The sequence below is a fragment of the Paraburkholderia sp. PAMB 6770 genome (genome assembly GCF_057748135.1).
Window position 1 is genome coordinate 1166668 of the sequence record NZ_CM173238.1, and the last position, 21750, is coordinate 1188417.

Sequence of the window (21750 nt, forward strand, 5' to 3'; positions counted from 1 at the left end):
CAGGCGGCTGCGTCCTCATCCCTCGAACCGGTCTCTCGCCATGCAAATCCAGACGATGCAGTTCAAGGCCCGCGCCGGCGAGAAGCTCGCCGACGAACGGCTGCAGCGCAACCTGACGAAGCTCTCGACGAAGTTCGTGTCGGCGCGCGCGGCGGCCATCACCGCGATCGATTTTGCCGCGACGCGCGCCGCGCTGAAGGAGCGCCGCAACCGCGCGCTGGAAAACCTGGACGTGTGGCTCGATACGTTCGAGCGCGAAGCGACCCGGCGCGGCGCGACCGTGCTGTATGCGGAAACCACCCAGGAGGCCGCGCGCCTCGTCGCGGACATCGCGCGGCGCCACGACGTGAAAAAGGTCATCAAGACCAAGTCGATGGTGAGCGAGGAGATGCGGCTGAACGAGGTGCTCGGCGAGATGGGCGTGCAGTCGATCGAGACCGATCTGGGCGAATACATCCTGCAGATCAACGGCAACGAGCCTCCGAGCCACATCATTGCGCCGGTCGTGCACAAGGACAAGGACGAAATTTCGGCGCTCTTCGCGAGGACGCACGGGCGTCCGGCGCTCACCGACATTGCGCAGATGACGCGCGAAGCGCGCGAAGTGCTGCGTCCGCACTTTCTCGGCGCGGACATGGGCGTGACCGGGGGCAACTTCCTCGTCGCCGAGACCGGCTCCGTCGCGCTCGTGACGAACGAGGGCAACGAGGGCATGTGCACGGTGCTGCCGCGCGTGCACGTGGCGGTCACTGGCATCGAGAAGGTGCTGCCGACGCTGGAGGATCTCGCGACCGCGATGCGGCTGCTGCCGCGCTCGGCGACCGGCCAGTCGACGTCGAATTACTTCTCGCTGCTCACCGGCCCCCGCGGCGTGGGCGATCAGGACGGCCCGGAGCATATGTACGTGGTGCTCGTCGACGGCGGGCGCACCGGGCTGATCGGCGGCGACTTCCAGGCGATGCTGCGCTGCATTCGCTGCGGCGCCTGCATGAACCATTGTCCGGTGTATCAGAAGGTCGGCGGCCATACCTACGGCTGGGTGTATCCGGGCCCGATGGGCTCGGTGCTCACGCCCAGCTACGTCGGGCTCGACAAGGCGCCCGATCTGCCGCAGGCCGCCACGCTGTGCGGGGAGTGCAACAGCGTGTGCCCGGTCGGCATTCCGCTGTCGGACCTGCTGCGCAAGCTGCGCGAGAAGCAGGTCGAGCGGCGCCTGCGTCCGTGGCGCGAGCGCGCGGGGCTGGCGCTCTGGGGCTACCTCGCGCTGCACCCGGACGCGTACGCGCTGTTCACCCGGCTCGCTGTGCGGCTGCTCGAACAGCTGGGCGGTCGCCGCCGCGCGATCGCGCGCCTGCCGCTCGCCGCCGGCTGGACCGCGACGCGCGATCTGCCGGAGCCGGTCGGCCGGACGTTCCGCGAGTTGTACGCGGCGCAGCGCAAGCACGTCGGCTGACCGGCGGGCGAGACTGTTCGTCGGGACGCAACGCTGTATCTCGCCGGGACGGGTTTATCCCGATTGATTCGTTCTATACCATTTCACATGGGCATAGTGGGCGGTGCGCCCCAGCCCGTTTCAATCGGAAAAGAGCGACATCATGAAAAAGACAATAGCGATGGTCTGGCCTCTCGCGGTATTCGTGCCGTTCGCCGTGGCGGCGTATCTGTACGCGGCGCACGGGCACGCGGCGCGCGCTTCCCAGCAGCCGCTTGCGGTCGGGCAACTGAGCGCCGAGCTGGCGCGGACGTTTTCGTATGGCCTCGTCGGCGCCAATCCGGTCCACGTATCGCGGCCGCTGCGTGCGGCGGCCGCGCTGCCCGCGCCGCGGGCGTCCTGAGCCGCCTCGCCGGTTGCCGCGGCGCCCGGCGCGATCGCGCGGGCCTTTGTATAATCGCGGCACCGCCGTCAACCCTGCCGGGATGCGCTGCATCCGCCGTTCGATGAAAACCGTTTCGATCTGTTTTGTCTGCCTCGGGAACATCTGCCGTTCGCCGACCGCGGAAGAAGTGATGCGCCAGCAGGTGCGCGGTGCGCAACTGGAACAGCAGATCGTGGTGGATTCCGCCGGCACCGGCGACTGGCACATCGGCGCGGCGCCCGACGAGCGCGCGCAACGCGCGGCGGCGGGGCGCGGCTACGATCTGTCCGGCTTGCGCGGCCGCCAGATCGGCCCGGACGACTTCGCGCGCTTCGACCTGCTGGTCGCCATGGACGACGCAAACGTCGCCGCGTTGCGCCGGATTGGGCCCGCGGCGCAACACGACCGGATTCGTCTGCTGATGGAGTTCGTGCCGCCCGGCGACGCGCGCTGGGTCGGCGAGCACGAGGTGTCGGACCCGTATTTTGGCGGCGCGGCCGGCTTCGAGCGCGTGCTCGACCAGTGCGAAGCCGCCTGCAGCGGCCTGATCGCGCTGCTGAGGCCGCAACTCGTTGCCGCGGCGGACGTTTCCGCCTCGATCCGCGTCAAATAAATGACCCGATTCGCGGCAGGGATACTTGACTGAAACGCTCATGTATTTATACTTGACAAAACTTGTCGAGAATTGCGGTCCCCCACCATCATGAGACTCACCACGAAAGGCCGGTTCGCCGTCACGGCGATGATTGACCTGGCGCTGCGCCAGGAGCAGGGCCCGGTGACGCTTGCGGGTATCAGCCAGCGCCAGCACATTTCCCTGTCGTACCTCGAGCAGCTGTTCGGCAAGCTGCGCCGGCACGAGATCGTCGAATCCGTGCGTGGGCCGGGCGGCGGCTACAATCTCGCGCGCCGCGCGGAGGACGTCACGGTCGCCGACATCATCATCGCGGTCGACGAGCCGCTCGATGCGACGCAATGCGGCGGCAAAGGCACGTGCGAAGGCACCAAGCAGCACGACGGCCACTGCATGACGCACGAACTGTGGTCCACGCTGAACCAGAAAATGGTCGAGTACCTCGATTCGGTGTCGCTGAAGGATCTGGTCGACCAGCAGCGCTCGCGCGAGGGCACGGCCGCCGTGCTGCGCGACCGGCGCAGCGAGGCGGCGGTCGAGACGGCGCGGGTCGCGCCGAAAGGGCCGAATTCCGTTTTCAACATGGCCGGTTCATAGGGCGCGCGCCGTTCGCGGCGAACCCGGATTCCGAAGCCAGAGCACATGATGTCCCCGGAGCGATACATGAATAACGAGATACCCCACCTGCCCATTTACATGGATTACAGCGCCACGACCCCGGTCGATCCGCGCGTGGTGGACAAGATGATTCCGTACCTGCGCGAGCAGTACGGCAACCCGGCCTCGCGCAGTCACGCGTACGGCTGGGAAGCGGAGCGCGCGGTCGAAGAGGCGCGCGAGCATGTCGCGGCGCTCGTCAATGCGGATCCGCGCGAAATCATCTGGACGTCGGGCGCGACGGAGTCGGACAATCTCGCGCTGAAAGGCGCCGCGCACTTCTACAAGAGCAAGGGCAAGCACCTGATCACGGTGAAGACCGAGCACAAGGCCGTGCTCGACACCTGCCGCGAGCTCGAGCGCGAAGGCTTCGAAGTCACGTATCTCGACGTGAAGGACGACGGTCTGATCGATCTCGACGTGTTCCGTGCCGCGCTGCGCCCGGACACGATTCTGGTGTCGGTGATGTCGGTCAACAACGAGATCGGCGTGATCCAGGACATCGCCACGCTCGGCGAAATCTGCCGCGAAAAAGGCATCATTTTTCACGTCGACGCCGCGCAGGCCACCGGCAAGATCGAAATCGACCTGCAGAAGCTGAAGGTCGACCTGATGTCGTTCTCGGCGCACAAGACGTATGGCCCGAAGGGCATCGGCGCGCTGTACGTGCGCCGCAAGCCGCGCGTGCGGATCGAGGCGCAGATGCACGGCGGCGGCCACGAGCGCGGGATGCGCTCGGGCACGCTCGCGACGCATCAGATCGTCGGCATGGGCGAGGCATTCCGGCTCGCGCGCGAGGAAATGGCCACCGAGAACGAGCGCGTCCGCATGCTGCGCGACCGGCTGCTGCGCGGCCTCACGGAAATCGAAGAGGTCTACGTGAACGGCGACATGACGCAGCGCGTGCCGCACAACCTGAACATCAGCTTCAACTTCGTCGAAGGCGAGTCGCTGATCATGGCGGTGAAGGACGTCGCGGTGTCGTCGGGGTCGGCGTGCACGTCGGCGTCGCTGGAACCGTCGTACGTGCTGCGCGCGCTCGGCCGCAACGACGAGCTCGCGCACAGCTCGATCCGCTTCACCGTCGGCCGCTTCACGACGGAGCAGGAGGTCGATTATGTGATCAATCTGCTGAAGACCAAGATCTCGAAGCTGCGCGATCTGTCGCCGTTGTGGGAAATGTACAAGGACGGCGTCGATCTCTCGACGATCCAGTGGGCCGCGCACTGACGCGCGCCGCATCGAACGCAGATTGAAACGAATCAAGGAGTGTCATCATGGCTTATAGCGACAAGGTTCTGGACCATTACGAAAACCCCCGCAATGTCGGTTCGTTCGCGAAGGACGACGACACGGTCGGCACCGGCATGGTCGGCGCGCCCGCCTGCGGCGACGTGATGAAGCTGCAGATCCGCGTGGGCGCGGACGGCGTGATCGAAGACGCGAAGTTCAAGACCTACGGCTGCGGCTCCGCCATCGCGTCGAGTTCGCTCGTCACCGAATGGGTGAAGGGCAAGACGCTCGACGAGGCGATGTCGATCAAGAACACGCAGATCGCCGAGGAACTGGCGCTGCCGCCGGTGAAGATCCACTGCTCGATTCTCGCGGAAGACGCGATCAAGGCAGCGGTCGCCGACTACCGCCAGCGTCACGGCGAGACGGCCGAAGCGGGCGGCGCGCACGAAGCGGCCTGACGGGTCGCGCGGGAAGGCAGGGCAACGCAGGCGCGGCGCTCGACGCGTGCGCCGCGCGGGCGATATGACAGGCAGGGTGGCCGCGCACAAACGGGCGCGGCCCGATGAGAAACGCTATGGCAATTACGTTGACCGAAAAGGCAGCACAGCACGTGCAGAAGTATCTGACCCGGCGCGGCAAGGGGGTCGGGCTGCGGCTCGGCGTGCGCACGACCGGGTGCTCGGGGCTCGCGTACAAGCTCGAGTATGTGGACGAACTGGCGCCGGAAGACCAGGTGTTCGAGTGCAATGGCGTGAAAATCATCGTCGACCCGAAGAGCCTCGCCTATATCGATGGCACCGAACTGGATTTCGCGCGCGAAGGGCTGAACGAAGGCTTTCGCTTCAACAATCCGAACGCGAAGGACGAGTGCGGCTGCGGCGAATCGTTTCGCGTCTGAGCCGGCCGGCTCCGCGCGCAGCGGACAAAAGGCGGCACAGGCCGCCTTTTTGGTTTGTAGCGCGCCGGCCCGCAGCGCGTCCGCTTGCCGTGCGCCCGCTTGCACGTTCGCCCGTGTATCCCCTTGCGCTTCCTGAGACCCTCCTGAACGGACCCGATTGCGATGGCCGCGCTAACCGACAGCCACTTCGACCTGTTTGACCTGCCGGCGCAGTTCGCGCTGGACCTGCCGGCGCTCGAACGCGCCTATCGCGCGGTGCAGTCGCAGGTGCATCCGGACCGCTTCGCGGCGGCCGGCGACGCGCAAAAGCGCGTCGCGATGCAATGGGCGACGCGCGCGAACGAGGCGTTCCAGACGCTGCGCGATCCGCTGAAGCGGGCGACCTATCTGCTGGCGCTGCGCGGCATCGACGTCGGCGCCGAGAACAACACCGCGATGGAGCCCGCGTTCCTGATGCAGCAGATGGAATGGCGCGAAGCCATCGAGGACGCCGCGGCGGCGAAGAATGTCGACGCGCTCGATGCGCTGCTCGCCGAGCTGCGCGACGAGGAGCGCGTGCGTTTCGACCGGCTCGGCGCGCTGCTCGACAGCGGCGCGAACCAGGCCGCGAGCGAAGCGGTGCGGCAACTGATGTTTATCGAGCGCGTCGCCACCGAAACCGGCGCCCAGATCGAGCGGCTCGAAGGCTGAGCGACGCGCGCTCGCAACGGGCAAGCACTGAACCAGCAACGCGAACATGGATGACGGAGCGCCGCGCGCTCTGAAGAAGATCCCAGATGGCCTTACTGCAAATCTCCGAACCCGGCATGGCGCCGGCTCCGCACCAGCGGCGTCTCGCGGTCGGCATCGATCTCGGCACGACCAACTCGCTTGTCGCCGCGGTGCGCAGCGGCGTGCCCGAAGTGCTGCCTGACGAAGACGGCCACGTGCTGCTGCCGTCGGTGGTCCGCTATCTCGCGCAGGGTCGCCGCCGCATCGGGCGCGTCGCGAAGGCCGAGGCGGCCAGCGACCCGCGCAACACGATCGTGTCGGTGAAGCGCTTCATGGGCCGCGGCAAGGCGGACGTGGAGGGCGCCGAGAACGCGCCGTACGATTTCGTCGACGCGCCCGGCATGGTGCAGATCCGTACTGTCGACGGCGTGAAGAGCCCGGTCGAGGTGTCGGCGGAAATTCTCGCGACGCTGCGCCAGCGCGCCGAGGACTCGCTCGGCGACGAACTGGTCGGCGCGGTGATCACGGTGCCCGCGTATTTCGACGAAGCGCAGCGCCAGGCAACCAAGGACGCCGCGCAGCTCGCCGGCCTGAACGTGCTGCGGCTGCTGAACGAACCGACCGCGGCGGCGATCGCCTACGGGCTCGACACCGGCGCGGAGGGGCTGTATGCGGTCTACGACCTCGGTGGCGGCACGTTCGACCTGTCGATCCTGAAGCTCACGCGCGGCGTGTTCGAGGTGCTGGCCGCCGGCGGCGATTCGGCGCTCGGCGGCGACGATTTCGATCACGCGCTCTATCGTCACGTGCTGGCGCAGGCGGGTATCGCACCCGGTTCGCTCGAACCGCAGGACGTGCGCCTGCTGCTCGACAGCGTGCGCGCCGCGAAAGAGGCGCTGTCGTCGGCGCCGCGGGCATCGGTGTGCGTGACGCTGTCGGATGGGGCGACGCTCGATCTGGCGATCGACGACGCGGCCTTCGAGGCGATCACGCGCGCGCTCGTGCAACGCACGCTCGGGCCGACGAAGAAGGCGCTGCGCGACGCGAAGGTGACGACGAAGGACATCAAGGGCGTCGTGCTGGTGGGCGGCGCGACCCGCATGCCGGTGATCCGCCATGCGGTCGAAGCGTTCTTCGGCCAGCCGCCGCTGACCAATCTCGACCCGGACCAGGTGGTCGCGCTCGGCGCGGCGATCCAGGCGGATCTGCTGGCGGGCAACCGCGGCGCGAACGGCGACGACTGGCTGCTGCTCGACGTGATTCCGCTGTCGCTCGGCGTCGAAACGATGGGCGGGCTCACCGAGAAGATCATCCCGCGCAACTCGACCATCCCGACGGCGCGCGCACAGGACTTCACGACTTTCAAGGACGGCCAGACCGCGATGGCGATTCACGTCGTCCAGGGCGAGCGCGAGCTGGTGTCGGATTGCCGCTCGCTCGCTCGCTTCGAGCTGCGCGGCATTCCGCCGATGGCCGCGGGCGCGGCGCGCATTCGTGTGACCTATCAGGTCGATGCGGACGGGCTGCTGTCCGTGTTCGCGCGCGAACAGCACTCGGGCGTCGAGGCGTCGGTGGTCGTGAAGCCTTCGTACGGACTCGCGGACGACGACATCGCGCGAATGCTCGAAGACAGCTTCAAGACCGCCGAGGTCGACATGCGCGCGCGCGCGCTGCGCGAGGCGCAGGTCGACGCGCAGCGCCTGATCGAAGCGACCGCGGCGGCGCTGGCCGCCGATGCGGACCTGCTCGATGCGCAGGAGCGCGCGGCGCTCGATGCGCTCTTGGCGGACTTGCGCGAAGTCGCCGGACGCGACGATGCCGATGCGATCGAAGCGGCGACGAAGCGCCTCGCCGAAGGCACCGACGAATTCGCGGCGCGCCGGATGGACAAGGGGATTCGCGCGGCGCTTGCCGGCCGCCGGCTCGACGAAATCTGAGCGGGCCTGCGCCCGGCTGTTCGCGTCCGAGCGCGTCCGTCCGGGAGAATCAGTTGGCGCGCGCCAAAATGCGCGCGCCGCCAGTAAAATGGTACGCAGCCAGTTCGCCGGCGGACGTGCCCCAGATGAAACGGAAACCGTATGTCTCAAATCGTTGTGCTGCCCCATGTCGAACTGTGCCCGGAGGGCGCGGTGATCGATGCTGCGCCGGGCAAAAGCATCTGCGACAATCTGCTCGAACACGGCATTGAAATCGAGCATGCGTGCGAGAAGTCGTGCGCGTGCACGACCTGCCACGTGATCGTGCGCGAAGGGTTCAACGCCCTTGCGCCGTCCGGGGAGGACGAAGACGATCTGCTCGACAAGGCATGGGGGCTCGAGCCCGAATCGCGGCTGTCGTGCCAGGCCATCGTGCCGGCCGGGCAGGATCTCGTGGTCGAAATCCCGCGCTACTCGATCAATCATGCGAAGGAAAATCACTGACAGGAGGGCTCACCGATGAAGTGGACCGACATCCAGGATATTGCGATGGCGCTGACCGACAAGCACCCCGAAGTCGATCCCCAGCAGATCCGTTTTACGGACCTGCACCGCTGGGTGATGGAGCTGGAAGGCTTCAGCGACGATCCGAACCGCTCCAGCGAGAAGATCCTCGAAGCGATCCAGGCGGCGTGGATCGAAGACGCCGATTATTGAGGGTGCGCGTTGAGGGTGTGCGGATGCGGGCGGCGTCGCGCGACGCGGCTTGCATCGCAAAAGCAAAAAGGCGATTCCATCTGGAATCGCCTTTTTGCATGGCGCGGCGGACTTCCTTGCGCGGGCCTTTTGCGGCGGCGCTGTGCGGCGCGATCCGCCTGACGCGCGCGCCGCACGCGTGACGCGGCGTCGGTCGTCAGCGGTCAGTCTTCGCGGCGCAGATGCGGGAACAGGATCACGTCGCGGATGCTCGGGCTGTCGGTGAGCAGCATCACGAGACGGTCGATGCCGATGCCGCAGCCGCCCGCCGGCGGCATCCCGTATTCGAGCGCGCGGATGTAGTCGGCGTCGTAGAACATCGCTTCCTCGTCGCCGGCGTCTTTCTGGTCCACCTGCTTGCGAAAGCGCGCGGCCTGGTCTTCCGGATCGTTCAGTTCCGAGAAGCCGTTGGCGATCTCGCGGCCCGTGATGAACAGCTCGAAGCGCTCGGTGATCCCCGCCACCGTATCGGAGGCGCGCGCGAGCGGCGACACTTCGACCGGATAGTCGATGATGTACGTCGGCTCCCACAATTGCGATTCCGCCGTCTCTTCGAACAGCGCAAGCTGCAGCGCGCCGACTCCCGCGTTCAGGAACTGCGGCTGCGACGCGTCGATGCCGAACTGCTTCAGCTCCGTGCGCAGGAACGCCGCATCCGCGAGTTGCGCGTCGGTGTACTGCGGCGCGTACTTGCGGATCGCCTGCGTGATCGTCAGCCGATGAAACGGCTTCGACAGATCGAGCTCGCGGCCCTGATAGCTGATGGTCGCGGTGCCGAGCGCGTCGATGGCCGCCTGGCGGATCAACTGCTCGGTGAAGTCCATCAGCCAGCGATAATCGGTGTAGGCCGCGTAGAACTCGATCATCGTGAATTCCGGATTGTGGCGCACCGACACGCCCTCGTTGCGGAAATTCCGGTTGATCTCGAACACGCGCTCGAAGCCGCCGACCACGAGCCGCTTCAGGTACAGCTCCGGCGCGATGCGCAGGAACATCTGCATGTCGAGCGCGTTGTGATGCGTGACGAACGGCTTGGCCGCGGCGCCGCCGGGAATCGGATGCAGCATCGGCGTTTCGACTTCCATGAAGCCGGCCTCGGCCATGTAGCGGCGCACCGACGAAATCGCCTTCGTGCGCGCGACGAACGTGCGCCGCGTCTCAGGTGTGACGATCAGGTCGACGTAGCGCTGCCGGTATTTCATCTCCTGGTCGGCGAGCCCGTGGAACTTGTCCGGCAGCGGGCGCAGCGCCTTCGACAGCAGCCGCAGCTCCGTGCAGCGCACCGACAGCTCGCCCTTGTTGGTGCGAAACAGCACGCCGCGCGCGGCGACGATGTCGCCCATGTCCCATTTCCTGAATGCGTCGTAGGTCGCTTCGCCGACGTCGGCCGGCGTGATGAAGAACTGGATCTGCCCGGAGCCGTCGCGCACGGTCGCAAAGCTCGCCTTGCCCATCACGCGCTTGAGCATCATGCGGCCGGCCACCGCGACCTGGAGCGGCTGCGCTTCGAGCGCGTCCTTGTCCGTCGCCGCGTACTCGCTCTGCAGATCGGCCGCGTGATGCGTCGGGCGGAAGTCGTTCGGATAGGCGACGCCTTGCTCGCGCAGCTCGCGCAGCTTCTCGCGGCGCTCGGCCATGATCTTGTTGTCGTCGCTTTCGGGCGCGGCGTTCGTTTGGGTCGGTTCAGTCATGATCGGTCGATAGTCGGGTAGCGGGGGAGGCGGCGCGGCGCGTGTGCTTCGCGTCTGCCGCCGGCGGGCGTCGCCGCCGGCACACACCGGCGGCACGGCGCCGCACGCGTCAGATGCCCTGTTTCAGGCTCGCGCTGATGAACGGATCGAGGTCGCCGTCGAGCACGCTCTTCGTGTTGCTGATTTCGACGTTGGTGCGCAGATCCTTGATCCGGCTGTTGTCGAGCACGTACGAGCGGATCTGATGTCCCCAGCCCACATCGGTCTTGCCGGCTTCGAGCTTGTCCTGCTCGGCCTGGCGCTTGCGGATCTCGGCTTCGTACAGGCGCGATTTCAGCATGGCCATCGCCTCCGCGCGGTTGCGGTGCTGCGAGCGGTCGTTCTGGCACTGCACGACGATGCCGCTCGGCAGGTGGGTGATGCGCACCGCGGAGTCGGTCTTGTTGATGTGCTGGCCGCCGGCCCCGGACGCGCGGTAGGTGTCGATGCGCAGGTCGGCCGGATTGATCTCGACCTCGATCGAGTCGTCGATCTCCGGGTAGACGAACACCGACGAGAACGACGTATGGCGGCCGCCCGACGAATCGAACGGCGACTTGCGCACGAGCCGGTGCACGCCGGTTTCGGTGCGCAGAAAGCCGTATGCGTATTCGCCTTCGATCTTGATGGTGGCGTTCTTGATGCCGGCGACGTCGCCGTCGGTCTGCTCCAGCACCTCGGCCTTGAAGCCCTTGCGTTCGCAGTAGCGCAGATACTGGCGCAGCAGCATCGCGGCCCAGTCGCACGCCTCGGTGCCGCCGGCGCCTGCCTGGATGTCGAGAAACGCGTTGTTCGGGTCGGCCGGGTTCGAGAACATCCGGCGGAACTCCATATCCGCGACGCGCGCTTCGAGCAGCTGCGCGTCGCTCTCGCACGCGACGAGGGTGGCCTCGTCGTCTTCCTCGCGCGCCATCCCGAACAGGTCCTGCGTGTCGCGCAGGTCGTTATCGAGCGACGTGAGCTTGCCGACGACGTCGTCGAGCAGCTTCTTTTCCTTGCCGAGCGCCTGCGCGTGCTTCGCGTCGTTCCAGACGTCCGGGTCTTCCAGTTCGCGGTTGACTTCGATCAGGCGCCGGGCCTTGTCGTCGTAGTCAAAGATACCCCCGTAGCTCGCCCGCGCGATGGCGCAGGTCAGCCAGAGAGGCTTCGATCGCGTTCAGACGTTCCGCTTCCATGTCGATCTTCTATCGCTTCGTAAAAAGCTGAAATTATAGCCGATCGGCGCGCGCCGCCGGGCGCGGGGGGCCGCCGCGCGCCTAGCCGAGCGCGTGCTCGACGATCAGCTGCACGCGCGCCACGCCGTTCCACGTGTCGCTCGCGAGCCGGTACGCGAGCGTCGTGCGCGCGGGCAGCGTGTCGGTGTGGTTGAACCAGATCGCGTTGAAGCGCTGGCGGCCGCGCAGCAGTTGCAGCTTCAGATGCCGGTCCTTCACGAGCGCCTGCGACGCGATGTCGAACTCGCCCGCGAAGAGCGGCGCGGGGAACCCCTGGCCCCACACCTGCGCGTCGAGCATCTCGACGAACTGCGGCGTGAAGTAGGCGTCCTCCAGATCGCCGTCGGTTTCGACGACGCGCGCGAGCGCTTCTTGCGTCAGCCACGCCTCGCCGACCGTCTCGAACGCCGCGGTGAAGCGCGCGAGGTCGCATGCGGCGAGCGTGAGGCCGGCGGCCATCGCGTGGCCGCCGAACTTGACGAGCAGGCCCGGCTCGCGCTTCGAGATCAGGTCGAGCGCGTCGCGCAGGTGAAAGCCCGCGATCGAGCGGCCCGAGCCTTTCACGAGGACGCCGCTGTCGTCGGCCGGTGCGAACGTGATCGCGGGCCGGTGGAATTTTTCCTTCAGCCGGCCGGCGACGATGCCGATCACGCCCTGATGCCAGTCCGGGTTGAACAGCGTGAGCGTCGCGCGGCCGGCCGGGTCGAGCGCCGACAGGTCGGCGAGCGCCTGCTCCTGCATGCCGGCCTCGATTTCGCGACGCTCCCGGTTGATCGCGTCGAGCTGCTGGGCGAGCGTCCATGCGCGACCCACGTCGTCGGTGATCAGGCATTCGATGCCGAGCGACATGTCCGACAGCCGCCCGGCCGCATTCAGCCGCGGCCCGAGCGCGAAGCCGAGGTCGAAGCCGGAGGCGCGGCGCGCGTCGCGCGCGGCGGCGCGAAACAGCGCGGCGATGCCCGGCTGCATCTTGCCCTTGCGGATGCGCTGCAGACCCTGCGCGACCAGAATCCGGTTGTTGCCGTCGAGCCGCACGACGTCGGCCACCGTGCCGAGCGCGACGAGGTCGAGCAGCCCGTCGAGGCGCGGCTCGGGCGCGCCGGCCTCGAACGCGCCGCGCCGGCGCAGTTCGGCGCGCAGCGCGAGCAGGACGTAGAACATCACGCCGACCCCGGCGATATGCTTGCTCGGAAACGCGCAGCCCGGCTGGTTCGGATTGACGATCGCGCGGGCGGCGGGCAGCGCGTCGCCCGGCAGATGGTGATCGGTGACGAGCACGTCGATGCCGAGCGCATTGGCGGCGGCGACGCCGTCGACGCTCGCAATGCCGTTGTCCACCGTGATCAGCAGATCGGGCGGCCCGCCCGCCCGCTGCGCCGCGAGCGCGACGATCTCCGGCGTGAGGCCGTAGCCGTACTCGAAGCGGTTCGGCACGAGGTAGTCGATCTGCGCGCCGAACTGGCGCAGGCCGCGCACCGCGACCGCGCAGGCGGTCGCGCCGTCGCAGTCGTAGTCGGCGACCACCAGCATCCGGCGGCGCGCGCCGAGCGCGTCGGCGAGCAGCGCGGCGGCCGCGTCGCAGCCCTTGAGCAGCGCCGGCGGCACGAGGCGCGCGAGGCCCGTTTCGAGGTCGTCCGGGTGGCACACACCGCGGGCCGCGTAAAGGCGCGCCAGCACCGGATGCAGGCCGTGGCGGGTCAACGCTTCGGCGTCGGCGGGAGGGCAGGAGCGCGTAACGATTCGGGTCATGCGTGAAGAGTGTCGGGCGGAAGGGGCAGGGGAGACATCAACGGTGCATCAGGTGTGCATCAGGCGGTTGCGAGCGCGGCCGGCGTGCGACGGCGCCAGAACTTGCGCAGGTCGGCGCGCGTGAGCGCGAGCGTGACCGAACCGGTATCGCCGCACAGCGTGAGGCCGAGCTCGCCGAGCCGGCCGTGCTGCAGCGCGTCGAGCGCGGGGGCGAACCAGTTCGCCTCCAGCGCGGCGAACGCCTGCTGCCAGCCGGCGCCGTCCTCCATGATGAACGGCGCCGTGCATGAATCGAGCTCGACCAGGGTCGCGCCGGCCGCCGGCGCATCCGCGCGCGCCGCCAGTGCGGCGAACGACGGCGCTGCCGCGTCGTTTGCGACCCCGGCCGCGCGCGCGAGGCCGCGCGTCGCGACCGCGTCCGACAGCACGCGCGCGAACGGGCTTTTGACGGGCCGCGCGGCGCCCTGTGCGTGAAACCAGATCGAGTTGACCGCGGGCAGGCCGCGCGCCTCGCGCGCGAGGTTGACCGGATGCTCGAACCAGGCCATCTGCACCTCGTTCTGCAGCTTCATCCAGGCGAGCGCGCGCGCGCCGCTGCCGGCCTCGTGCGGCAGCCAGATCTCGATGTTGCGGCCGCTCGCGCGCAGCGGCGACGCGCCGGCGAGCGAGGCGAGCGTCGCGCTCGACAGATACCAGCGCAACGGGTTCGGCGCGAGCACGCGCACGCCCAGCCCTTCGACGAGCGGCCGCGCGACGTCGAGCAGCGCGGCGGCATCCGCTTCGTCCAGGTCGAGCGACGCCGGGTCGATCAGCACCAGATGGTCGTGCGCGATGCGCACGTGCACCGGCTGCACGCAGGCCCACACGGCATCGCCGGGCTCGCCGCCGTCGGCGCGCAGCATGTACGGCGCGAGCGGCGCGGCGTCGGCGTCGTCCTGCGGCGCCGCGCCGAAGCACTGCGCAAGCCAGCGCTCGTGCGGCAGCGTGCGCTGGAAGTCCTCGCCGTGCGCCGCCTGCGTCAATCGGGCGCGGGCGACGAGCCGCGCGAACGCCGGGGTCCCGGCAAGGCCGGGGAATCCGGGCATGCCGGGGGTGCCGGGGGTGCCGGACGCGCCGGGCGCCGCGGGCAGCGCGAAAGGCAGCAGCAGGTGGACGCGGTCGGGACGGGCAGGAGGGGGCAGACGGTCAGCGTGCATGATGGTGCGCATTGTATGGCAAACTTCGCGCTTGATCGGCGGCGCACGCTCGGCGGCGCACGCTCGGCGGCGCACGCTCGGCGGCGTCCAGGCAGCGGGCACGGTGGTGGCTACGCGGCGGCGCGTGCGGCGGCCTACGCGAGGCGGCGGCCCACGCGGCGGCGCGTGCCGCGCGTGGGCGCTCCGGAACCATCGCCGCCGATCGGACACCAAGGGTCACGGCTGCCGCGCGTTGCGCGCGGCGCCGCGACTGTCGATCCCGGGGGCGTAAGCCACTCGACAGCCGCGCGTATGGCACGGGATCACGAAACGCAGAAAAGGACTCGCTTGAAACTTCCCTACGAATGGCAGATCGGCTGGCGCTACACGCGCGCCGGCAAGCGCACGACCGGCAACGGCTTCATTTCGTTCATCGCGCTGGTGTCGATGTCGGGCATCGCGCTCGGCGTGGCCGCGCTGATCGTCGTGCTGTCGGTGATGAACGGCTTCCAGAAAGAGGTGCGCGACCGGATGCTGTCGGTGCTCGCCCACATCGAGATCTTCTCGCCGACCGGCTCGATGCCGGACTGGAAGCTCACCGCGAAGGAGGCGAAGCAGAACCGCGAAGTGATCGGCGCGGCGCCGTATGTCGATGCGCAGGCGCTGCTCACGCGCCAGGACGCGGTGAGCGGCGTTGCGCTGCGCGGCGTCGATCCGGCGCTCGAACCCGACGTGTCGGACATCTCGCGCGAAATGAAGGGCGGTCAGCTGTCCGACCTGAAGCCCGGCGACTTCGGCATCGTGCTCGGCGTGGATCTCGCCGACAACCTCGGCGTGTCGGTCGGCGACAAGCTCACGCTGGTCGCGCCCGAAGGCACGATCACGCCGGCCGGGATGCTGCCGCGGCTCAAGCAGTTCACGGTGGTCGGGCTGTTCGAATCGGGCCACTACGAATACGACAGCACGCTCGCGCTCATCAACATCCACGATGCGGAGGTGCTGTTCCGGCTGCCCGCGCCGACCGGCGTGCGGCTGCGCCTGCGCGACATGCAGCGCGCGCCGCAGGTCGCGCGCGAACTGTCGCACACCCTGACGGGCGACCTCTACATCCGCGACTGGACGCAGCAGAACAAGACGTGGTTCTCCGCGGTGCAGATCGAAAAGCGCATGATGTTCATCATCCTCACGCTGATCATCGCGGTGGCGGCGTTCAATCTCGTGTCGTCGCTCGTGATGACGGTCACGAACAAGCAGGCCGATATCGCGATCCTGCGCACGCTCGGCGCGCAGCCGGGCTCGATCATGAAGATCTTCGTCGTGCAGGGGGTGACGATCGGCTTCATCGGCACGGCAATCGGCGTCGCGCTCGGCTGCCTGATCGCGTGGAGCATTCCGTGGCTCGTGCCGATGATCGAACATCTGTTCGGCGTTCAGTTCCTGCCGCCGTCGGTGTACTTCATCAGCGAACTGCCGTCCGAACTCGTCGCGGGCGACGTGATCCGGATCGGCTCGATCGCATTCCTGTTGTCGGCGCTCGCCACGCTCTATCCGAGCTGGCGCGGCGCGAAGGTTCGCCCCGCGGAGGCGCTGCGCTATGAGTGATCTGATGAACGCTCCCTCGTCCGCGCAGGCCGCGGCATCCGGCGCCGCGCCGCATCCGTTCGTGCTGGAGGCGAGCGGCATTTCGAAGTCGTTCGTGCAGGGCGGCCTGAACGTGCAGGTGCTCAACGACGCGCGTCTCACGGTGCGCCGCGGCGAGAAGCTCGCGATCGTCGGCGCATCCGGCTCGGGCAAGAGCACGCTGCTGCACGTGCTCGGCGGCCTCGACGATCCGAGCGCCGGCGAGGTGTCGCTGCTCGGCAAGCCCTTCACGAAGCTCTCGGAGCGCGAGCGCAACGATCTGCGCAATCGCGCGCTCGGCTTCGTCTACCAGTTCCATCATCTGCTCGCGGAATTCACCGCGCTCGACAACGTCGCGATGCCGCTGCGGATTCGCCGTCTGCCGGTCGAGGAAGCGCGCCACGCGGCGCTGCAGACACTCGAGCGGGTCGGCCTCGCGCATCGCGCGAAGCACCGGCCGGGCGAGCTGTCGGGCGGCGAGCGGCAGCGCGTCGCGATCGCGCGCGCGCTCGTCACGAACCCAGCCTGCGTGCTGGCCGACGAGCCGACCGGCAATCTCGACGGCGGCACCGCCGACACCGTGTTCAACCTGATGCTCGAGCTGTCGCGCTCGTTCGAAACCAGCTTCGTGATCGTCACGCACGACCCGGATCTGGCGGCGCGCTGCGACCGCACGATGCGCCTGCGCGACGGCGTGCTGTACGAAGAGCCGTCGGTGCCGGTGTAACGCGTCCGCGCGAGGCGCGCATGTGGATCGATACGCACTGTCATCTCGATGCCGCCGAGTTCGACGCGGACCGCGCGGCGGTGGCCGATGCCGCGCGGGCGGCCGGCGTCGCGCGGATCGTGATACCGGCTGTCGCGCGCGCGAACTTCGCGACCGTGCGCGCGTGCGCGCACCGCATCGAGGGCGGCGCGTACGCGCTCGGCATTCATCCGCTCTTCACGCCGGCCGCGCAGGACGCGGACCTCGACGCGCTGCGGCGCGAGATCGCGGCGAGCCTCGACGATCCGCGCTTTGTCGGCGTCGGCGAGATCGGCCTCGACTTCTTCGTGCCCGGCCTCGACGACGCGCGCCAGCAGCACTTCTATCACGCACAGCTCGCGCTCGCGCGCGAGTTCGAGCTGCCGGTGATCTGCCATGTGCGCAAATCGCAGGATCAGGTGCTGAAGGGGCTGCGCAGCCAGCGCGTGCATCGCGGCATTGCGCACGCGTTCAACGGCAGCTTCCAGCAGGCGCGCGCATTCATCGACCAGGGACTGCATCTGGGGTTCGGCGGCAATCTGACGTTCGAGCGGGCCTTGCAGATTCGCCGGCTCGCGGCGCAACTGCCGCTCGACGCGCTGGTGCTGGAGACCGACGCGCCCGACATCCCGCCCGCATGGCGCTACCGGCAGCGCAACACGCCGGACCAGGTGCCGGCAATCGGCGCGCAACTCGCACACCTGCGGGTGCTCGATCCGCGCGAGCTTGCCCTTGGCACAACGGCTAACGCGCACGCGGCGCTGCCGCGCCTCGCGCTTTCGTCTGCATAATCAGACCGGTGATTCGCGTCGGGCGAAGCACGCCTCGCGCGGCATCGCGGCGCCTGTCCGCGCCGTGGTCTGACCGTGCCTTGCGGCCCGACGCCCCTGTGCGTTTGGGCGAAAGGAGGGCGGATGCGGGCGGTCTGGTGCGGATTTGCGGCGGGCGTGATCGTTCTGCAGCAGCAGGCTGCGCTGCCCACGCCGCGCGGCGCGTTCGCGCTGCTGCTCGCGGGTGCCGCCGCGCTCGCCGCCGCGTGCTGGGGCATGCGCGGGCGAGGCTGGCGGGCGCGCGGCGGCGTGTGCGCGCTGTGTGTCGCGGCCGGCTGCGCGGGCTTCGGCTATGCGGCATGGCGTGCGCATCTGCGCCTCGCAATCAGCCTGCCGGTCCAGTGGGAAGGGCGTGACATCGCGCTGCGCGGCGCGATTCACGGGTTGCCCGCGCGCGACGACAAAAGCGTGCGCTTTCTGTTCGACGTCGATCCCGCAGGCGCGCCGTTCGCGTCATTTCCGCGCACGATCGAACTCGCGTGGTTCGCGCGAGCCGGCGAGGCGCTGCCGCCACTCGCGCCGGGTTCGCGCTGGCAGCTGACGGTGCGCCTGAAGCGCCCGCACGGCAACGCGAACGACGGCGTTCGCGACACCGAGGCCGCGCTGTTCGCACGCAATATCCGCGCGACCGGATACGTGAGCGAGCCGGCGCGGGCTCGTCGGCTGGCCGGCGATGCGCACGGCGTCGCGATCGCGATCGACCGCTGGCGTGCCGCGTTGCGCGCGCGGATCGAAACGGTGCTTGCCGACGAGCCGCATCAGGGGGTCGTTGTGGCGCTCGCGGTTGGTGCGCAGGACGATATCAGCGCGGCCGACCGGGCGTTGATGCGCGCGACCGGCACAAGTCATCTGGTGGCGATTTCCGGGCTGCATATCGGCCTCGTGGCAGGGTTGGGCGGCTGGCTCGCGGGGGCGCTGTGGCGTCGCTCGGCCTTCGTCGGGCGCGGCTGGCCGCTGCTGTTGCCGGCGCAGGCGGTGGCGGCCGGCGCGGGCGTGCTGTGCGCGGCGCTTTATGCGGCGCTGGCGGGATTCAACGTGCCGGCGCAGCGCGCGCTCGGGATGGCGGGCGTGGTGGCCCTCGCGTTCCTCGGTGGCCGGAAGGTGGCGCGTTCGCTGGTGCTCGCGTGGGCGCTCGGGCTCGTGCTGCTGCTCGATCCCTGGGCGGTGCTCGGCGCGGGTTTCTGGCTGTCGTTCGGCGCGGTGGCGGCGATCCTGTTCGTGACGTCGGCGCGCCCGCGCGTGCCGGCGCACCGCGACCCCGCGTCGGACGAGGAGGCCGCGTCGCAGAGCCGGCGCGCGGCATGGCGCGCGGCATGGCGTATGGCGTTACGCACGCGCGTCGCGCGGTGGCTTGCCGCCCTGCGCGAGGGTATTCGTCTGCAGTGGGCTGTGACGATCGCGCTCGCCCCGCTGACGGTCTATGCGTTCGGACAGATTCCTCTGTTGGGGCCGCTCGCCAACCTGTTTGCGATACCGTGGGTCAGCATGCTGGTGACGCCGACGGTGCTTGCGGGCGTCGTGCTGCCTGCGCCGCTCGACGCGTATGCGTTTCACGCCGCGCATGGTCTGCTGAACGTGCTCGTGGCGGGCCTGCAGCCGTTGTCGGCGCCGGCGTGGGCGCTGTGGCGCCTGCCGCGGCCGGAAGGCTGGGCCCTGGGCGCCGCCGCGGCCGGCGTCGCGTGGTGTCTCGCGCCGCGCGGCTGGCCGCTGCGCTGGGCGGCGCCGCTCGCGTGGTTGTCGCTGCTGTGGCCGGCGCCGTCCGCTCTGCCGCCCGGCGCTTTCCGGCTCACCGCGCTCGACATCGGCCAGGGCTCGTCTGTCCTCGTCGAAACCGCGCATCACACACTGCTGTTCGACGCCGGTCCGGGGCCCGAATCGACGCACGCAGGCGAGCGCATCGTGGTGCCCTATCTGCAGGCGCACGGGATTACCACGCTCGACTCGCTCGTCATCAGCCATGACGATTCCGACCACGCGGGCGGGGCGCCGGCGGTGCTCGACGGCGTGCGCGTACGGCAATTCGTGGCCGGGCTGCTGCCGTCGAACCGCTTGTGGGCGCACGCCCGCGCAGCCGGCGCCGGCATCGTGCGCTGCGCGGCGGGGCAACGCTGGCAGTGGGATGACGTCGAGTTCACGATGCTGTGGCCCGACCCCGGGCCGTTGCACGGACCGACGAATGCGCACTGCTGCGTGCTGCGCGTGCGGACACTGCCGGCGCCTGATGTGCCGCCGGGCACAGGCACAGGCACAGGCACAGGCACAGGCACAGGCACAGGCACAGGCACAGGCACAGGCACAGGCACAGGCACAGGCACAGGCACAGGCACAGGCACAGGCACAGGCACAGGCACAGGCACAGGCACAGGCACAGGCACAGGCACAGGCACAGGCACAGGCACAGGCACAGGCACAGGCACAGGCACAGGCACAGGCACAGGCACAGGCACAGGCACAGGCACAGGCGTTGCCGCGGCGCTGCTCGCGGCCGACATCGAGGCGCCGCAGGAGCGCGTGCTCGTCGCGCGCGCTGCCGGCGGTGCCGCCGCGTTTGACACATTAAGCGCACAGATACTCGTCGTCCCTCACCACGGCAGCAAGACCTCGTCGACCGAGCCGTTCCTCGACTCTATCGGGCCGCTGATTGCGGTATTTCAGGTAGGCTATCGCAACCGTTTTCATCACCCGGCGCCGAGTGTGTTCGCGCGTTATCTCGCGCGCCACATCGCGCTCGCGCGCAACGACGCGGATGGCGCCGTGCAGATCGTCGCCACGCGCGGCACGGCCGGGCATGCCGCCGTGCTCACGCTCGAACGGTACCGCAGCACGCACCACCGCTACTGGATGGACTGAACGCAGCCTAACGCAGCGTAACGCCGCGCAACCGTAGCGGAACCAGCCACGGAGACCGTCATCGTTGAAGCACATCATTCACTTCTCGCACGCAAACGGCTTTCCCGCGTCCACGTATCGCACGATCTTCGCGGAGCTGGCCGATCACTACGAACTGCGCTACATCGAGCGCATCGCGCACGACGCGCGCTATCCGGTCACGCAGGACTGGCCTCATCTGGTCGAGCAGCTGCTCGACGACGTCGGCCGCCGCTACGAACAGCCGGTCTGGCTCGTCGGCCATTCGCTCGGCGGCTATCTGTCGCTGATGGCGGCATTGAAGAAGCCGCAATGGGTGCGTGGCGTGCTGATGCTCGATTCACCCGTGATCGCCGGCTGGCGCAGCTCGATGCTGCGGGTATCGCAATGGACCGGTCTCGACGAGCGGCTCTCGCCCGCCGCGGCAACGCGTAACCGCCGCACGCAGTGGGCGAGCCGCGACGAAGCGTGGCGCCACTTCCACACGAAGCCGGCGTTCGCGAAATGGGACGAGCGGATGCTGTCCGACTATATCGAATTCGGCATTCCGCAGATCGCGGCCGACGGCACGCGGGCGCTGGCGTTCGATCGCCGCATCGAATACCAGATCTACCGGACCTTGCCGCATACGCTCGGCGCCCGGCTCGCGCGCGGCGCGCCGGTGCCGGTCGGTTTCATCGCCGGCACCCGCTCGAAAGAGATCCGCCAGGCCGGGCTCGTTGCCACGCGCCACGCCACGGGCGGTCACCTCGAATGGATCGAGGGCAGTCATCTGTATCCGATGGAAAAGCCGCTGGAGACCGCGCGCGTCGTGCAGCGCATGCTGCGCGAACTCGAACAGCGCGGATAACTCAGATAACGCAGAGGAAGTGAAGACCGCGGCACGCGCGCGAGGCAAGGACGCGCTTCGCGCATGTCGTCTCGCATCGTGCGCTTCTTCGTGTGCATCTTCGTGCGCTCCAGTCGGGCATGCCTGCGCCGGCCGTCGAACAGGGGCGCCTCAGGCGGATTTCGCCCGCGTCTTCGGGACGTTTGCGGCGCGTGCGCGCACCCCTTCGCACGGGCGTGCGGCAACGCGGATCGTGCCGCGGCGCAGGGGGCCGAAAACGGTGCGGGATCGGTGCGGGCAGGGCGGATTTTGCTGGGTTGAGGGCC

The 21750-nt window shown here is 68.7% G+C and carries 20 protein-coding genes; 16 read left to right on the forward strand and 4 right to left on the reverse strand.

Annotation, left to right across the window (positions count from 1 at the left end; all coding sequences use genetic code 11):
* Positions 1 to 40: 40 nt before the first annotated feature.
* The 11 genes from AC3AP7_RS05375 (at position 41) to iscX (ending at position 8625) form a co-directional block, all read left to right on the forward strand.
* Entirely contained in the window at positions 41 to 1453 is a 1413-nt protein-coding gene (locus tag AC3AP7_RS05375) for a lactate utilization protein B (RefSeq protein WP_475764689.1), read from the forward strand.
* 142 nt (positions 1454 to 1595) lie between these two features.
* Positions 1596 to 1835, forward strand: coding sequence for a hypothetical protein (locus AC3AP7_RS05380; protein WP_475764688.1), 240 nt, complete (start codon positions 1596 to 1598; stop codon positions 1833 to 1835).
* 103 nt (positions 1836 to 1938) lie between these two features.
* Complete coding sequence (locus AC3AP7_RS05385) at positions 1939 to 2469, forward strand: low molecular weight protein-tyrosine-phosphatase (RefSeq protein WP_475764687.1); 531 nt, start codon at positions 1939 to 1941, stop codon at positions 2467 to 2469.
* Between the two features lie 90 nt (positions 2470 to 2559).
* Entirely contained in the window at positions 2560 to 3087 is a 528-nt protein-coding gene (gene iscR / locus AC3AP7_RS05390) for a Fe-S cluster assembly transcriptional regulator IscR (RefSeq protein WP_475764686.1), read from the forward strand.
* Between the two features lie 66 nt (positions 3088 to 3153).
* A complete protein-coding gene (locus AC3AP7_RS05395) occupies positions 3154 to 4377 on the forward strand; it encodes an IscS subfamily cysteine desulfurase (RefSeq protein WP_475764685.1) in 1224 nt (407 codons plus the stop codon).
* Positions 4378 to 4424: 47 nt separating this feature from the next.
* Positions 4425 to 4841 (forward strand): Fe-S cluster assembly scaffold IscU, encoded by a 417-nt coding sequence (gene iscU, locus AC3AP7_RS05400; RefSeq protein ID WP_475764684.1) that lies wholly within the window; start codon positions 4425 to 4427, stop codon positions 4839 to 4841.
* A gap of 116 nt (positions 4842 to 4957) precedes the next feature.
* Entirely contained in the window at positions 4958 to 5281 is a 324-nt protein-coding gene (iscA, locus tag AC3AP7_RS05405; RefSeq protein ID WP_475764683.1) for an iron-sulfur cluster assembly protein IscA, read from the forward strand.
* A 162-nt stretch (positions 5282 to 5443) separates the two neighbouring features.
* Positions 5444 to 5971, forward strand: coding sequence for a Fe-S protein assembly co-chaperone HscB (gene hscB, locus AC3AP7_RS05410; RefSeq protein WP_475764682.1), 528 nt, complete (start codon positions 5444 to 5446; stop codon positions 5969 to 5971).
* A gap of 86 nt (positions 5972 to 6057) precedes the next feature.
* Positions 6058 to 7929: a Fe-S protein assembly chaperone HscA gene (hscA, locus tag AC3AP7_RS05415; protein ID WP_475764681.1), complete on the forward strand. Its 1872-nt coding sequence runs from the start codon at positions 6058 to 6060 to the stop codon at positions 7927 to 7929.
* 141 nt (positions 7930 to 8070) lie between these two features.
* Entirely contained in the window at positions 8071 to 8412 is a 342-nt protein-coding gene (gene fdx / locus AC3AP7_RS05420; protein WP_475764680.1) for an ISC system 2Fe-2S type ferredoxin, read from the forward strand.
* 15 nt (positions 8413 to 8427) lie between these two features.
* Positions 8428 to 8625, forward strand: a complete 198-nt coding sequence (iscX, locus tag AC3AP7_RS05425; RefSeq protein ID WP_475764679.1) for a Fe-S cluster assembly protein IscX — start codon at positions 8428 to 8430, stop codon at positions 8623 to 8625.
* A 203-nt stretch (positions 8626 to 8828) separates the two neighbouring features.
* Here iscX and lysS read toward each other — a convergent pair whose 3' ends face one another.
* From lysS to AC3AP7_RS05445, 4 genes are all read right to left on the reverse strand, one after another.
* Positions 8829 to 10355, reverse strand: a complete 1527-nt coding sequence (gene lysS, locus AC3AP7_RS05430; RefSeq protein WP_475764678.1) for a lysine--tRNA ligase — start codon at positions 10353 to 10355, stop codon at positions 8829 to 8831.
* Between the two features lie 109 nt (positions 10356 to 10464).
* Positions 10465 to 11569 (reverse strand): peptide chain release factor 2 gene (prfB, locus tag AC3AP7_RS05435; RefSeq protein ID WP_475764677.1). Its coding sequence is split into 2 segments (ribosomal slippage): positions 10465 to 11487 and positions 11489 to 11569, totalling 1104 coding nucleotides; the frame shifts between segments, so codons are not numbered across the junction.
* A gap of 81 nt (positions 11570 to 11650) precedes the next feature.
* Positions 11651 to 13357, reverse strand: a complete 1707-nt coding sequence (recJ, locus tag AC3AP7_RS05440; protein WP_475764676.1) for a single-stranded-DNA-specific exonuclease RecJ — start codon at positions 13355 to 13357, stop codon at positions 11651 to 11653.
* A 59-nt stretch (positions 13358 to 13416) separates the two neighbouring features.
* A complete protein-coding gene (locus tag AC3AP7_RS05445; protein WP_475764675.1) occupies positions 13417 to 14565 on the reverse strand; it encodes a regulator in 1149 nt (382 codons plus the stop codon).
* Positions 14566 to 14880: 315 nt separating this feature from the next.
* Here AC3AP7_RS05445 and AC3AP7_RS05450 point away from each other — a divergent pair, with 315 nt between their 5' ends.
* The 5 genes from AC3AP7_RS05450 (at position 14881) to AC3AP7_RS05470 (ending at position 21445) form a co-directional block, all read left to right on the forward strand.
* The gene (locus tag AC3AP7_RS05450; protein ID WP_475764674.1) at positions 14881 to 16134 is read left to right on the forward strand and encodes a lipoprotein-releasing ABC transporter permease subunit; all 1254 of its coding nucleotides are present in this window, start codon (positions 14881 to 14883) and stop codon (positions 16132 to 16134) included.
* A 4-nt stretch (positions 16135 to 16138) separates the two neighbouring features.
* Positions 16139 to 16879, forward strand: coding sequence for a lipoprotein-releasing ABC transporter ATP-binding protein LolD (gene lolD / locus AC3AP7_RS05455; protein WP_475768065.1), 741 nt, complete (start codon positions 16139 to 16141; stop codon positions 16877 to 16879).
* Positions 16880 to 16899: 20 nt separating this feature from the next.
* Positions 16900 to 17688 carry a TatD family hydrolase gene (locus tag AC3AP7_RS05460; protein ID WP_475764673.1) on the forward strand — a complete coding sequence of 263 codons (789 nt, stop codon included), beginning with the start codon at positions 16900 to 16902 and terminating at the stop codon, positions 17686 to 17688.
* Between the two features lie 123 nt (positions 17689 to 17811).
* Positions 17812 to 20577: a DNA internalization-related competence protein ComEC/Rec2 gene (locus AC3AP7_RS05465; RefSeq protein ID WP_475764672.1), complete on the forward strand. Its 2766-nt coding sequence runs from the start codon at positions 17812 to 17814 to the stop codon at positions 20575 to 20577.
* A gap of 64 nt (positions 20578 to 20641) precedes the next feature.
* Complete coding sequence (locus AC3AP7_RS05470; protein WP_475764671.1) at positions 20642 to 21445, forward strand: alpha/beta fold hydrolase; 804 nt, start codon at positions 20642 to 20644, stop codon at positions 21443 to 21445.
* Positions 21446 to 21750: the final 305 nt, after the last annotated feature.